Source organism: Asticcacaulis sp. AC460, from assembly GCF_000495795.1.
GTDB lineage: Bacteria > Pseudomonadota > Alphaproteobacteria > Caulobacterales > Caulobacteraceae > Asticcacaulis.
Window position 1 is genome coordinate 61,041 of the sequence record NZ_AWGD01000035.1, and the last position, 15,788, is coordinate 76,828.

9 protein-coding genes and 1 tRNA gene are annotated in these 15,788 nt (G+C 62.5%); 9 read left to right on the top strand and 1 reads right to left on the bottom strand.

All coding sequences use genetic code 11. From position 1 onward, the window contains the following. Positions 1-36 precede the first annotated feature (36 nt). The 9 genes from ABAC460_RS51150 to ABAC460_RS42890 all read left to right on the top strand — a co-directional run bounded on the left by ABAC460_RS51150 (position 37) and on the right by ABAC460_RS42890 (position 13,832). On the top strand, positions 37-6,711 hold the full coding sequence (locus ABAC460_RS51150; protein ID WP_023454993.1) for a calcium-binding protein: 6,675 nt from the start codon (positions 37-39) through the stop codon (positions 6,709-6,711). Positions 6,712-7,643: 932 nt separating this feature from the next. After that, the gene (locus ABAC460_RS42860; protein WP_023454994.1) at positions 7,644-8,507 is read left to right on the top strand and encodes a MotA/TolQ/ExbB proton channel family protein; all 864 of its coding nucleotides are present in this window, start codon (positions 7,644-7,646) and stop codon (positions 8,505-8,507) included. A gap of 5 nt (positions 8,508-8,512) precedes the next feature. Further along, the gene (locus ABAC460_RS42865) at positions 8,513-8,950 is read left to right on the top strand and encodes a biopolymer transporter ExbD (RefSeq protein WP_023454995.1); all 438 of its coding nucleotides are present in this window, start codon (positions 8,513-8,515) and stop codon (positions 8,948-8,950) included. An 18-nt stretch (positions 8,951-8,968) separates the two neighbouring features. Continuing rightward, entirely contained in the window at positions 8,969-9,661 is a 693-nt protein-coding gene (locus ABAC460_RS42870; RefSeq protein WP_031237306.1) for a hypothetical protein, read from the top strand. 282 nt (positions 9,662-9,943) lie between these two features. Continuing rightward, complete coding sequence (locus ABAC460_RS48580; protein ID WP_023454997.1) at positions 9,944-10,651, top strand: hypothetical protein; 708 nt, start codon at positions 9,944-9,946, stop codon at positions 10,649-10,651. Positions 10,652-10,768: 117 nt separating this feature from the next. Beyond that, positions 10,769-11,530 (top strand): M48 family metallopeptidase, encoded by a 762-nt coding sequence (locus tag ABAC460_RS42875; protein WP_023454998.1) that lies wholly within the window; start codon positions 10,769-10,771, stop codon positions 11,528-11,530. A 95-nt stretch (positions 11,531-11,625) separates the two neighbouring features. Then, positions 11,626-11,701, top strand: a tRNA-His gene (locus ABAC460_RS42880). A 68-nt stretch (positions 11,702-11,769) separates the two neighbouring features. Continuing rightward, positions 11,770-12,825, top strand: coding sequence for an NAD(P)/FAD-dependent oxidoreductase (locus ABAC460_RS42885; RefSeq protein WP_023454999.1), 1,056 nt, complete (start codon positions 11,770-11,772; stop codon positions 12,823-12,825). Positions 12,826-12,896: 71 nt separating this feature from the next. Next, a complete protein-coding gene (locus tag ABAC460_RS42890) occupies positions 12,897-13,832 on the top strand; it encodes a transglycosylase SLT domain-containing protein (protein ID WP_023455000.1) in 936 nt (311 codons plus the stop codon). On the opposite strand, the gene ABAC460_RS42895 is transcribed toward ABAC460_RS42890, so the two are convergent. Beyond that, positions 13,829-15,631 (bottom strand): hybrid sensor histidine kinase/response regulator, encoded by a 1,803-nt coding sequence (locus ABAC460_RS42895; RefSeq protein ID WP_023455001.1) that lies wholly within the window; start codon positions 15,629-15,631, stop codon positions 13,829-13,831. The two genes, ABAC460_RS42890 and ABAC460_RS42895, sit on opposite strands and share 4 nt — an antisense overlap. Positions 15,632-15,788: the final 157 nt, after the last annotated feature.

Here is a 15,788-nt window from a genome sequence, read left to right on the forward strand (position 1 = left end):
AGCCATATATATGCGGCCATTTGAGGGGAAATCCAAATGGCGAATTTCATCGGTGGTCCGGGCGACGAATCCTTCACGGGTGGCGCCGGCAATGACACGGCCACAGGCAACGGTGGCAGCGACGTCTTGAACGGAGACGCGGGCAGCGACTATCTCTATGCCGCGGCAGCACCGGGTACGGATGGCAACATCCTGGACCGCGATGCGACGGCCGATACACTGAACGGTGGTGATGGCGGCGATGTCCTGTCGGCCGGCTATGGCGACAATATCGACGGCGGCGCCGGTGAGGACTACCTGTATATCAGCTTCCAGGGGGCGACCGCGGGTGTCACCTTCGATCTGTCGCTGACCAGTCAGACGGTCGGTGGCGCCACGATCCAGAACATCGAAGGCGCCTACGCCATCGAAGGCAGCAAATTCGATGATGATATCAAGGGCGCCGGCATCGCGTGGTTTGGCGACGTGCCGATCCTGCATGGCATGGGGGGTAACGACACCCTGGCGGTCGGCTACTACACCTCTGAACTGTATGGCGACGCCGGCAACGACGTCGTGGATGGTCGTGGCTCCCAATACCTGAACGTCGCGGATGGTGGTGCCGGCAACGATACGGTGTACACCGGCGGCAACAGCTGGGCGACGGCCTATGGCGGCGCCGGTGACGACATGATCTACGCCTATCGTGACGTTTACGGCGGCGCGGGCAACGACACCATCGAAGCCCTCGGCAGCTATTACTCCAACTCGACCTATGGCGGGGACGGTAACGACCGGATCACGGCGACGACCGGCTCTGCGGCGATCCTGTATGGCGATGCGGGCGCCGACACCCTGACCGGCAACTACGCCAACGACGTACTGGATGGCGGTGTGGACCATGACAGCCTGAGCGGCGGCGACGGCAATGATACGCTGACCGGTGGCGCCGGCAACGACACCCTGACCGGAGGCGCCAACCTGGCCAGCACGACCGGCGATATCGCCGTCTACACCGGCGCCGTCGGCGACTATCAGGTCACGGAAGACGCGGTCACCCACCTCATCACCGTGGTGGATCTGCGTTCGGGTTCGCCCGATGGGACGGATACGCTGGACCGCAGCGTCGAAGCTCTGCGGTTCTCGAACGGAACCTATCTGGTTGACGCGGTTCTGGCCGGTGTCGGTCTGGGCGTGCTCAACTTCGTCGGTGACGACGCAGACAACAGCTACACCGGCAGCGAGGACGCCAACACCGCGGTCGGTAAGGGCGGTAACGACACGCTCAACGGCAATGGCGGCAACGACCTCCTGCAGGGCGACGCCGGCGGCGACGCGCTGAACGGCGGCATCGGTGAAGACACGCTCTATTCGGCGGCGCCGATCGGCACTTACCAGGAACCCTACTACTACATCCCTTATGTCGCGCCGACGCTTGACCGCGATGCCGTGGCCGACACCCTGGCCGGTGGCGATGGCGGCGACAGGCTTTCCGCCGGCTACGGCGACAATGTCGACGGCGGCGAAGGCTTCGACACCCTGTTCATCAGCTTCCAGGGCGCCACGACGGGGGTAAACTTCGACCTGTCCCTGGCGAGCCAGACCATCGGCGGCGGCACGATCCGGAATATCGAAGGCGCCGGGTGGATCGAAGGCGGTGAATTCAACGACACCATCCTGGGCGAAGGTTCCGGCTGGAGCGGCAGTGCTCCGGTGGTCTTCGGCATGGGCGGCGACGACAGTCTCGCCGCCGGCTACTATACGGACGGTCTGTATGGGGGGGACGGCAACGACGTCGTCGACGGACGCAACTCGCAATATCTTCAGCTCGTCGACGGTGGCGCCGGCAACGATACGCTGTACACTGCCACCAATACGTTTGCCGCGGCGGACGGCGGCGACGGCGACGACATGATTTATGCGCATGGCGCCATCCGCGGTGGGGCCGGCAATGACACCATCCAGATCGTGTGGAGCTATTACGGCGAAGCGGCCTATGGCGGCGATGGTAACGACGATGTCTCGGCGGCGGAAGGCCTGGCGGCGATTCTGCATGGCGAGGCGGGGAACGACATCCTGCGCGGCAGCGGCGGTTACGACGTCCTTATCGGCGGCGATGGCAACGACACCCTGAACGGGGGCGCCGGCGACGACGAATTGACCGGTGGTGCCGGCAATGACAGCCTCACGGGAGGCGCCAACGCGACGGGCACGACCGGTGATGTCGTGGTCTACAGCGGTGCCGCCAGCGACTACCAGGTCACCGAAGACACGGAAACACACCTCATTACGGTGGTCGATCTTCGAACCGGTTCTCCGGACGGTACCGATACGCTGGATCGAACGGTCGAGGCCCTGCGGTTCTCGAACGGCACCTACCTGCTTGATGCGGTTCTGGCCGGCGGGCTGGGGGTGTTGAACTTTGTCGGCGACGACGGCGACAACAACTACGGCGGCGGTGAGGACAACAACACCGCGGTCGGCAAGGCCGGCAACGATACGTTCAACGGCAACGGCGGCAACGATACCCTGGAAGGTAATGCCGGCGGCGATCTGCTGATCGGCGGGACGGGCAATGATTACCTCTATTCCATTGACCGGCCGGCATCCGGGTACGGAACGCCTCCGGCTCCCGACCGCGATGCGACGGCCGACACGCTGAACGGCGGTGACGGCAATGATGTCATCTCGGCCGGCTATGGCGACAATGTCGACGGCGGTGCCGGCGAGGACTACCTGTACATCAGCTTCCAGGGAGCGACGTCGGGCGTCGCCTTTGACCTGTCGCTGGCCACCCAGACCATCGGCGGCGCGACGATTCAGAACATCGAAGGCGCTCTCGCCATTGAAGGTGGGGAATTCGATGACCTCATCAACGGTAACGGCAGCGGCGGGTCTGGCGATGTGCCGGTCCTGCACGGCATGGGCGGTAACGACACGCTGACCGTCGGTTACTACACCTCGGAACTGTACGGCGACGCCGGTGACGACGTGGTCGACGGGCGCGCCTCGCAATACCTGAATCGTGCCGACGGCGGTGCCGGTAACGACACGATATACACCTACAGCAACAGCTGGGCGACGGCCTACGGCGGTGATGGCGACGACCTTATCTATGCGTACCAGGGTGTCTTCGGCGGCGCCGGTAATGATACCATTGAGATGGCGGGCAGCTACTATTCCAACGGGACCCATGGTGACGACGGTAACGACGACATCAAGGCGACGAACGGCATGTCGGCGTACATGTATGGTGACGCAGGCAACGACAGCCTGACGGGCAACTCGGCCGCCGATGCGCTGGATGGCGGTTCCGGCCACGACAGCCTGACCGGCGATGCCGGAGATGATGTGCTGACGGGCGGCGCCGGGGATGACACCCTGACCGGCGGCGGCAACGAAACGGGCACCACCGGCGATATCGCGGTCTACAGCGGCGCGGTCGGCGACTATCAGGTGACGGAAGACGCGGTCACGCACCTGATTACGGTGGTCGACCTGCGTTCGGGTTCGCCCGATGGCACCGATACGCTGGACCGCACCGTCGAGGCGATGCGATTCTCGAACGGGACCTATCTGATCGATGCGGTTCTGGCCGGTGTCGGCCTCGGTGTGCTCAACTTCGTCGGTGACGATGGCGACAACAGCTATACCGGCAGCGAGGACATCAACACCGCGGTAGGTAAGGGCGGTAACGATACGTTCAATGGCAATGGCGGCACTGACGCCCTGCAGGGCGACAGCGGCAGCGACCTGCTGAACGGCGGGATCGGCGACGATGTTCTCTATGCGGCGGCGGCTACGGGCGTCGACGGCGCGACCCTCGACCGCGACGCCGCCACCGATACCCTGAATGGCGGTGCGGGCGGCGATACGATCTCGGCCGGCTATGGCGACAATGTCGACGGCGGCGTCGGCGAGGACTACCTGTACATCAGCTTCCAGGGGGCGAACTCGGGCATCACCTTCGACCTGGCGAAAACCAGCCAGACTATCGGCGGCGGAACGATCCAGAACATCGAAGGCGCCCTGGCCATCGAAGGCAGCGAATTCGACGACGTTATCAAGGGGGCGGGCAGCACCTGGCATGGCGATGTCCCCAGCCTCCATGGCATGGGCGGGAATGACAGCCTGACGGTCGGTTACTATACCTACGAACTCTATGGTGACGCCGGCAACGATGTCGTCGACGGACGCGGCTCGCAATATCTGAATCGTGCCGACGGCGGTGCCGGCAACGACACTGTGTATACGGGCAGCAACAGCTGGGCGACGGCCTATGGCGGCGACGGCGATGACGTCATCTACGCTTATCGCGACGTCTTCGGCGGCGCCGGTAACGATACCATCGAGATGACGGGCAGCTATTACTCCACGGCGACCCACGGCGAAGACGGCAACGACGACATCAAGGCGATCGGCGATATGTCGGTGACCCTGTACGGCGACGGCGGCAACGACACCGTAACGGGCAAGGGCGGCTATGACATTCTGGACGGCGGCGCGGGTGACGATGTCATCAATGGCGGTGCGGGCAATGATGTCCTGAGTGGTGGCGCCGGCATAGATACCGTGAGCTATACCGGTGCGACGGTCGCCGTGACTGTGTCCCTGGCGACTGGCCAGGCCACGGGCGGCGCCGGCAACGACACCCTGACCGGCTTCGAAAACCTCACCGGTTCGTCGCGCGGCGACAAGCTGAACGGAAGTTCCGGGGACAATCTTCTGGACGGCGGCGCCGGCAACGACACCCTGACCGGTGGCCTGGGCAATGACACCTATTATGTGAATGCGGCGGGTGACAAGGTGATCGAAGCCTCTGGTGAGGGCAAGGACCTGATTGTGGCGACCGTGAGCTATTCCCTGGCCGGAATCTATGCTGAAAATCTCAGACTGGGCGGTGCCGGGAACATCAACGCCACCGGGAACAACCTGTCGAATCAGCTGACCGGTAACAGCGGCGCCAATCTCATCGACGGCGGCATTGGCAACGATACCATGGCCGGCGGGGCAGGGGACGATACCTATGTCGTCAATGCGCAGGGCGATGTCGTGACGGAAATCGCCGGTGAAGGTGTCGATACGGTGCGGTCCGCCATCAGTTTCACTCTCGGCGGCGAGCTTGAACATCTGACCCTCACGGGAATCGCAGACCTTGTCGGCACCGGCAACGCCGGCGCCAACACTCTGATCGGCAATGGCGGCAACAACCGGCTGGATGGCGGTATTGGCAACGATACGCTGGTCGGCGGAGCCGGCGACGACACCTTCGTCGTCGATGGCGACGATACCGTGACCGAAGCGGCCGGCGAGGGGACGGACTGGGTGATGGCCTCGCTCAGCTATACGCTGGGCGCCGATGTCGAAAATCTCATTCTGTCGGGCAGCGGCCATTTCGCCGCCACGGGCAATCTTCTCAACAACCTGCTGACCGGTAACGCCGGAAATAACTGGCTGGACGGTCTTGCCGGCGCCGACTCGATGCAGGGCGGCCTGGGTAACGACACCTACGTCGTTGATGCCCTTGGTGATGTGGTGACCGAAGGCGCGTCGCAAGGCATCGACTCGGTGCGGTCCTCCGTGGGCTTTGTCCTCGGCGCCAATCTGGAGCACCTCGTCCTGACCGGGTCTGATCACGTAAACGGCACGGGTAACGGTCTGAACAACACCCTGACGGGCAATGCCGGCAATAACCTGCTGGACGGTGGCGCCGGTGGCGACCGCATGGTCGGCGGGTTGGGCGACGATACATACTATGTCGATAACGCCGCCGACAGCGTCGGCGAGAACCACCTGGAGGGCACCGACACCATCATCTCGTCGGTGAGCTATTCTCTGTTCGGTCGCGCGGTGGAGGTCCTGACCCTGACCGGGGCGGGCAACCTGGCCGGCACCGGCAACTCTCTCAACAACGTGATGACCGGCAATGCTGGCAACAACACGCTGGATGGCGGGGCCGGCAACGACGTGCTGGACGGTGGAGCGGGCATCGATCGCCTTCTGGGCGGGCTGGGTGACGACACCTATTACGTCGACAATGCCGCTGATAGCGTCGGAGAGAACCACCTGGAGGGCACCGACACCATCATCTCATCGGTCAGCTACTCACTGTTCGGTCGCGCGGTCGAGGTCCTGACCCTGACGGGCCCAGGCAACCTGAACGGCACCGGCAATTCGCTAAACAACACGCTGACCGGCAATGCCGGCAACAACGTGCTGGATGGTGGCGCCGGCGCGGACAGGCTTGTCGGGGGGCTGGGTGACGACACCTACTATGTCGACCATGCCGGCGATAACGTTCAGGAACTCCATTTCGGAGGTACCGACACGGTGTTAAGCTCGGTGACCTATTCGCTGATCGGACGCGCGGTTGAAGTCATGACGTTGACCGGGGCAGCAAATATCAACGCCACCGGCAACTCGCTGAACAACACCTTGACCGGCAACAGCGGCAACAACCGCCTGGATGGGGGGATTGGCAACGATACCCTGACCGGGGGCGACGGTGCTGACGTGTTCGTTTTCCTGGGTGGCACCTGGAAGGACGCAGTGACGGACTTCTCGGCCTCCCAGAACGACAGAATCGATATCCATGCCGTCACGAACGGCGTGGTCAACAGCGCCATCGTTACGCAGATGGGATCGGATGTGCTGATCAATCTGGGCGGCGGCAATACGGTTACGGTCCTGGGGGCGACCCAGGCCGATGTGCTCAGCCATATTGTGTGGTAAAGCGCGCCGGCTTCGCGCCGGCACCCTGTCGTATCGCTGGCCAGGAGCCAAGCACGTTCCCACGGCATCACCGTGTGAACGTGCGGAGCGTATAAATGTAAAATTAGAGCGGGTTGCGTTCCGCTAAGCGTCTCCGTCTCAACGCGCCCCACGCTTGTCCTGAAGCGTATGGACGTCGCACCGCCACAGGTGGTGCTCCGGGCGGGTATCCGCATGCCCCCTCACGGGTGCATGCACGCAACGGCGCGGGGGCCTCACCCCTGACTATCCAGGTGCGTTTCACATAGCGTAACGCCGCCCTCAACGCCCTGCACCGGCGAAGGGGGAAGATCGTCCGTTTCCGGACAGTTCCTTGTTTAAGTTGGTATGTTAGCGGTCACAACGACTCGTAGGCCCGCCCCCCTCCATAGGGTTGTACCACGCCTGCGGATTTCGCCTGTGAAGCGCTGTGAGGATGATTTTCATCCACACCGTAAAAATTTTTTTCACAGGGCGACGGATCACGTCTTATTACGTATGTAGCGAATAACTCTCGGACAGATATGGCTTTTTAATTCATCCTTTTCTAAGGGTTTGGCCTTACCGAGGTTCCGGTCAAGAAAAGTCTGTAACTGACACCTTGACGTTTAAGGCTTTGCCGGATCATTTAGCCACAAACCGATTTGTAGCGGGTTACAAACCGTTAACAAATCGGTCGCCTTTTGAACCGGAATGGTTCATAATGGCAGGGTTTGTGCTCTGGCCATGGCGTGATACGGACCGTCAGAATTCTGTACGTGCCCGCGCTCAGACACGAAAGGATTGCTCAGGGATTTCGGGTGCGCCCGTTGTTCCTTGCGGTTCTTAGTTTTCAACACGGGGTAACGCTTCCCCCCTTTAGTCCTTGGTCAGCCCCCCTCCGGGTACGGTCCATAATCAGGAATTGGCGAAAAATGCTCGAACACAAGAAATCTAATCCGCTCATTGCTCTGCTTGGCGCCGCTGCGCTGCTGATGAGCGCTCCCGCGATGGCCGCTACGGCCGCGGCTCCGGCCGCCGCCACTTCGGAAGCCGCCGCTCCGGCCGCCGCTCCGGCCGCCGACGCCCCCGCTGCCGAAGAAAAGCACGGTGGCGATGTCAACTTTGCCTCCATGTTCCTGGGCGCGACGATCGTCGTTAAGGTCGTCATGTGTCTGCTGGTCCTGATGTCCCTCTTCTCCTGGATCCTGCTGATCATGAAGATGCTGGACTTCTCGTCGCTGAACCGCGTCTCCAGCAACTTCCTGGAAGCCTATCGCGGCGCTCGCTCGATCGCCGACATCAACCGCATCGCCGTCTCGGACGAGTTCGCCGGTAACCCGCTGGCCGACATGGCCGCCGTGGGCACCGAAGAAGTCCAGCTGTCCAAGCAAGCCGGCCTGCAGGTCTCGGGTGAACACCGCGACTCGACCCTGACCCGCGCCGAAGCCTCGATCCACGCCGTTCAGGCCGGTCTGGCCAAGCGTCTGTCGGGCGGTCTGTCCTTCCTGGCTACCACGGGTTCGACTTCGCCGTTCATCGGTCTGTTCGGTACCGTTTACGGCATCATGAACTCCTTCATCGGTATCGCCAACTCGAACACGACCAACCTGGCCGTCGTCGCCCCGGGTATCGCCGAAGCCCTTATGGCTACCGGTATCGGCCTGATCGCCGCTATCCCGGCCGTTGTCATGTACAACATCTTCAACACGGCCATCTCCAATTACGGCATCCGCTCGGAACAGTTCGTGTCTGAACTGATGAACTCGCTGTCGCGTCAGCTCGACAAGGGGGCGTAAGCACCATGGGAGCTAAGCTATCAGGTGGTGGCGGTGGCTCGAAACTGCATGTCGATCAGAACGCGGAAATCAACGTTACCCCGTTCGTGGACGTTATGCTGGTTCTCCTCATTATCTTCATGGTGGCGGCGCCGCTCGCCACTGTGTCGATCGAAGTGGTATTGCCCAAAGCCGTTGCCAAGCCGCAACCTTCCCCGCCGAAGCCGGTCTATATTTCGGTTCAAACGGATGGTAGCGTGTTTATCAGTGACTTTCCGACGTCGCTCGAAACTCTGGGTGACGACATTAAGAAAAACATTGGTGCACGCGACCCGGATCAGGAACGGATCTATATCCGTTGCGATCAGAAGACCCGTTATGCCGATTTCATGAAAGTCATGAATGCGCTTCAGGACAATGGATTCTACTCCGTCGCGCTCGTCGGCGAAGATGATGCACAGTAGTAGAGGGTCTTGAATCATATGGCTGACGAAGCACCCATTAGAAAACGGGACCCAATTCTCGACGACGCCCCCAAGACCAACAAAGGGTCTTTGGCGATCGCCGTCGGGGTCGCCGCTGTTATCCACGCGGGCATCCTTTTCTACTTCCTCAAGGCGAAGTTTGAAATCAAGGAACACGCGTTTCAAGACGAGAAGGTGAATGTGGACATTGTGGAGGCACCTCCGCCGCCTCCGCCTCCACCTCCACCTCCGCCTCCGCCGCCGAATGCGCCGCCTCCGCCGCAAATTCAGCCGCGCGAACCCGTCGTCACCAATATCCCGACGGAAACCTACGAGGCAAAACCGGTTAAGAAGGAAGAGCGTGTCGAAGATCCTCGCCCACCCGTGAAGATCGCTGATTCGCCTCCGCCTCCGCCGGCACCGCCGGCGCCGACATACGTGAACGCAAAGTGGGCCAAGTTCCCGAAACTCGACGAGTACTATCCGGAGCGTGCTGCGGAAGACGAAGTCGAAGGTCAGGCCACCATCGAGTGCGAAATCCTGAGCGCAGATGGTAAGGTTCGCTGTAACGTTCTCGACGAAAAGCCCAAGGGCTATGGTTTCGGCGCCGCTGCCAAGCGGGCCGTTGAATCCAAGGGCCGGGTCGATACCGGTGGCGGTCTCGTTCAACCGGGACAAAAGCTGAGACAGACCTTCAGCTTCAAGTTCTAACCGGAACCAAGACGTCAAACCCGGAACCGCAAGGTTCCGGGTTTTTCATGTGCGGAAACGAACACCCCGAAGGCGACTTCGGGGTGTTCGTTTTTCAAAGCCCTATTCTGCAAGGGTTTCCCGCATTTGCGCGAGCGTCATGATGGGCGTATCCTGATGCAGTAAAGCAAAAGTCATATCGTACTATCGGCTAAGGTCGATTAGTAAGCCGGACGGGTTTTGACCTCGTATGGCATCGGTACACTTTTGTCTTTTCCACAATGTGCAGGAGATATAAGTATCATGGAAGCTGTTCACAGTTCTCATTCCGCCATATTCGACGATCGCAACGACAAAAAACTCAAACCATCCTTCTGGCTGGGATTGTCTATCGCTGTTGTGCTTCACGGTGCATTGGCGGCCTATATGATCAGTCAAAGGTTTGCTATTCCTGTTCCGCAAGTTGAGCCGGTGCCGCCGACCACCATCATCATGGAACGGCCGCCGGTGAAGGAAGAGCCACCGAAGCCCATCAAGACCACTGAACCGCCACCGACCACGGTCAAGCCTCACCCGGTGGACACGGTGATCCCGACCGATGTCGAAACATCTCCCATCCCGCCGTCCGATACCGTGGTGGAGGGGGACGGCAAGACGCCGCCGGTCATTGGCCCGGAGCCCTCAACCGGACCGGCTGCGGATCCGGCGCCGCCGGGACCGGTCTATGTCACGGCCCGGTGGACGCGTTTTCCCGACAGCGACGCCCTGGTCAGCTACTATCCTCCCAAGGCCGAAACCGACGAGGTCATCGGCGCTGCGACCGTGGAATGCACCGTTGCCGACACCAAAGGCCGGGTGACCTGTGTCGTGGCGTCCGAAAACCCGAAGGGCTATGGCTTCGGCAAGGCGACGGTGGCCATGGTCCAGAAGGAAGGCCGCGTCGATACCAGTCAGGGCGACGTCCGCGTCGGATCGAAGCTACGGACCACGGTGAAATGGACGCTGGATTAAGCCCACTTCAGGCCCTGAGCGAAAAACCGCATTAAGCCAAGAACCGCATTAAGGATGTTTTTTTTGCAAACGGCGCGCTAAGGTGGCCTTCAATTATCCTGTGAGAGGGAGGAAGCCATGCGCAAAATCTTGAAGACCACCCTGGCCCTTGCCGTTTTGGCGGCGGCCGGCGGCGCCCTGAGCGGCTGCGAGACCAACGAGGCCCTGGGACGGTCGCAGCTGATTCTGGTCGACGAATCGTCGATGCAGCAGGCGGCAGCCGCCGCCTGGCAGGAACAACTCAAGAGTGCCAAGATTTCCAAGGACGCCAGCATGAACGCCCGTGTCCAGAAAGTCGGGGCGCGAATCGTCGCCGCGGCCGGGATGGGCGGTCAGCCTTGGGAATATGTCGTGTTTGACAACGACCAACCGAACGCCTTCGTGCTGCCGGGTAACAAGGTCGGGGTCAATACCGGCCTGTTCAAGGTGGTCAAGAACGACGATCAGCTTGCAGCGGTCCTGGGCCACGAAACCGGCCACGTCATTGCCCGCCACGCCGCCGAACGGGCTTCGCAGAACGCCGCCACCCAGGTCGGCCTGGAAGTGGCGACCGGCGTGACCAAGGGCCGCGTCCAGCAAGTCGTAGCCAACTATGGCGGCCTCGGTGCCCAGTTGGGCATCCTCTTGCCCTATTCGCGCAAGCAGGAATCCGAAGCCGACTATATCGGCGTCGACCTGATGGTGAAGGCGGGCTACAAGGCCTCCGAATCGGTGACCCTGTGGCAGAACATGATGGCCTTGGGTGGCAACAAGCCGCCGGAATTCATGTCGACCCACCCCTCGGACACGACCCGTATCAAGGGCCTGCAGGCCTATATCGCGTCCAAGGGCTATAAGTAGGCCGCGAGGCGCCGCGGGTGAGCCAAGGTTTTTTATCTTAAGGCCTTGATCATCCCGGCGTCCCGCGTTAGATACGCCGTCCTTACGATGGATATGCCGCCTTAGCTCACTTGGTAGAGCGCCAGATTGTGGCTCTGGAGGTAGCCGGTTCGAAACCTGCAGGCGGTACCATCGCGAGTTTTGCTTTTCGGCCCATCTGCCGCATGGCCGTTACCGGCGGAATCGCTTAGAGCCGGTGCATGGCCCAGTTCCCTTCATCTCTCATTATTGTCGGCGGCGGTATCGTTGGCCTGACCGTGGCCGTTGCCGCCCAGGCGCGTGGCCATGCCGTCACCGTCATCGCCCGCGACGCAACGGGCGACACGGCCTCCGGTATCGCGGCCGGGATGATCGCTCCGGCCCTGGAAGCTCTCAACGATCCCGAATCGCCGGAAAGTTTCGGCCGCCTCAGGGCGGCCCAGCAGGCTTGGTTCGACCTGTTCGAGTCTTGGCCCGAAGCCATCCGTGGCACCCTGCGGGCAGCGCAGCAGGCATGCAGCCGATATGTCTGGCCTCAGAGCGACAATACCTCCGACCATGTGACGCCGCGCCTGAAAGCCATGGGCGTCGACTACGAAGCCCTGATCGACGAGGATCTCGACGCTGTGGCGGCTGACTGCAATGGCGTGCGGGTTGCCGGCGAAATGCTGCTGGAAGCCGGCGGCTTTCTCGCCGCGCTGGCCCAGGCTGTGCCGGTGCGGATGGGAAATGCCGTCGCCGTTACCGCCACCTCGGTAACCTGCGAATCGGGCGAGGTGCTGAGCGCGGATGCGGTTGTCGTCGCCGGTGGCTTCGCCTCGCGAGGCCTGGCCGCTGCCGTGCCGTCGCTCCATGCCTTGAGCGCCATCAAGGGCCATATCCTGGCGGCGCCGGGGCAGGGCGGCTTCGGCGTGATCCGCTCACCGGTAGGCTATCTCGCCGATTACGGCGCCAGCGCCCGGTTCGGGGCCACCATGGAATTCGGCATCGAGGATGTGACGGTCGATCCGGCCGTCGTGGCGGCGTTGAAGGCCAGGGCGCACGAGATTCTTCCGGGGCTTGACCTGAGCCAGGCGACGCCTCGCGCCGGTATCCGTGCGGCCGCGCCGGACAGTTGGCCGATGATCGGCCGCGACGCGTCGTCGGGGGTCTATGTCGCCACCGCCATGCGCCGCAACGGCTATATCTTTGCGCCGCTGGCGGCGCGGATGATCCTCGATATGCTGGCCGGACAAACTCCACCGGAACTGGTGCTTTACGACCCCAACCGGTTCTAAACGCCATATTAACCACACATGCGGCAAAATTTGCCTGTCCTCGAGGATAATGGCCCTAAGGATAGTGCCCCATGCGTTTGTTCACCCAGGCCCCCAATCCGGGCCAGTTTCTTTCCGGCATCGCCGACAATGTCGGCCGCACCGTTCACCGCGGCGCGGACGGAGTCATGGGTTCGCTGCAACGCGCCGCCAGCGCCACCGGGGTCAATTTCGACTATCTATTGCGCACCGCCCAAAGGGAAAGCTCTCTCAACCCGCGGGCCAAAGCGCCGACATCCTCGGCGGCGGGGCTGTTTCAGTTCATCGAGCAGACCTGGCTCGGCACGATGAAGTCGGCCGGCGCCAAGCATGGCTACGGCGCCTATGCCGACCAGATCACGCGCGGGCGTGACGGCCGCTATCACGTCACCAATCCGGCGGCCCGGCGCGACATTCTCAATCTGCGCTACGATCCGGACGCGTCTGCGGTCATGGGGGCCGAACTGACTGCCGGTCACGCCGCCTATCTGAAGGGCCGCATCGGCCGTGACGTCACCCAGGGTGAGCTCTACGCGGCGCACTTCCTGGGGCCGGAAGGCGCGGCCAACCTGATCACGGCGGCGCAGAACCGGCCGGGCGCTTCGGCGGCCGCGTTGTTCCCGTCGGCAGCGCGGGCCAATCCGACCATCTTCTACAGCCACGGCCGCTCACGGACGGTGACTGAGGTCATGGCCAACCTGACGAAGACCGGGGGCAGCGCGCCCATGCCGATGGGCGATCCGGCGCCGCAGATGGACACCGAGCGCGTGACGATCGCGCGCTGGGACAAGGTCCAGTCGGAGCAGGCAATCATCAACCTGGTCTTCGGTAGCAGCCAGGACGGCCAGGCCGGCATGTTGTTCAACACGCAGTTGATGTCGGCCTTCGGACCGGAGAAAGAAGAAACCCGCGACCGCCGCGACGGCGTCGACGGCTACCAGCAGGGGCTGGGCAAGGCCTTTGGCCTGGGCGACAACTCGCTGGGTTAAACCGCGGCCAGGGCTCGCGCCAGGCTTTCGCGGTTCTGCGGCAACAGCAAGGGGCGCACACCCATGGCCTGAAGGTCATCGACCTGGTCGCCGCCCGGCACCAGGGCCAAGATGTTCAGGCTGGCCTCGGCCTGGGTCGCGCGCAGGCTGTCCAGGAAGGTCGCCAGCTTCACGCGGCTTTCCGGCTCATCCAGATTCTCGAACGCCCCGGTGCTGATCAGGCAGGCATCGACCGGCGCCTTGCGCGCCAGAGCCACCGCGCGTTCGCGCGAGGTCGAGGTCAGACACTTGTGGCCCATCCGCTCCAGAGAATCGCGAAGTTGCGCCGCCCGCAGGGAATCGTTCGACAACAGCAGGACGCGCAAGGAGTGGTCGGAGGTCTCTTCGACACCGTCCAAAGCCTCTTCGGGCCGTGCCGGCGGCGTGGCGGTCTTGTCGAAGGGCAAATCCAGCCAGAATTTCGAACCGACATCCAGCGTGCTCTGGCCACCAATTCGTCCGCCCATCAGTTCGGCCAGTGACCGCGACAGGCTTAAACCCAGCCCGGCGCCGGAATGGCCCGAAGAGGTGCGCTGGATGCGGCTGTGGGGCTGGAAGGCGTGGTCCAGTTCGTCCTCGCTGAGGCCGGGACCAGAATCGACCACCTCCAGGCGCAGATAGTCGTCCACCGGCATCAGCTTGATTTCGACCCGGCCCTGCTGGGTATAGAGCAGGGCATTGGAGACCAGATGGGTCAGTACCTGCTCGACTCTATGGGCATCGCCGATGGCGGCGCCATGGTCGGGGAGGGCCTGGGCGTTGTAGGTGAAGCTCAGCTCCTTGCCCTGGGCCAGGTGGGCGTGCTGGGCCATGACCTTCTGGCACAGCAGGTCGATGTCCAGCGGTTCGGCGACAACCTCGATCTGGCCGGCGGCGGCGCCGTCATTGTCGACCGTGGTCACCAGAATGGATTGCAGGTGCGCCACCTCGGTGAGGGCGGCTTCGATATGATGACGCGGCGCCGGGGCGCGGCTCAAATGCGTCAGGCCCTGGGCCAGGTGTTGCTCCAGACCTTTCAAAGACGTCTGGACCTCGCGCTGCAGCGTTTCCATCAGCGCCATGCGCGCTTCCTTGACGTCGTCGGTGGCAGCACGGGCGGCCTCGCGTTCGGCGGCGATCTCTTCCTGGCGATGCTGCAACAGGTAAAGGTCGCGCATATGGCGGTTAAGGACCACCCCCATGGCCAGGGCCAGAACCAGGCCACCGGTCATCAGTTGGCTTAGTTGCGGCCCTTCGTGCAGGGACTGCATGCCCAGGATCGGGCCGGCAATGGCGATGGGCCCCAACACCAGCAGGTGCAGGAGCACCGGGGCGGAGAAGAAGATGATACCGACGGCGGCGCCGGCGCAGACCATCAGGAACATCTGGGCGCCCGGTCCGGCCGTCGCCGCCGACAGCGATATGACGACCAGGCTGACCGCCCAGATGGCGCCGCCGACACCCTGACGCCAAAGACGGGCGCGGGCCAGGGCTCTGCGTTGCTCCAGATCGGCCGGCTCGATAGCTTGGCGCTTTTCCGCCTGGCCTTTCAGCACCATGAAGGCGGTCCAGTTTATAACGAACAGGATCAGGTAAGAGGCGAACAGCCAGGTCGACAGGCCCAGTTGGGCGCTCCACACGAAGACCGGCACGCCGATCCCGAAAAAGCCCATGACGTACGGCGACAGGCGCGATTGCGCCCGCAGGCCGAAATCGGTGACGACGACGTCCTGACCAGAGGGAAAGGGTGACGAGGCGGGGGCAGGGAGCAGGGTACGCATGCCGCCACCCTAACAAAGACAGATTGCCATGCCGTTACTTCCCGGTGCATCACGCGCATGTGCGCAACCAAACCGCTTATTTTTATAGTAAACCCGAACTTAAGGTCGCGAATAAAGGAGTTGTTAGGTCTTAGGCGCGAAACTTGGAGACTTAAGG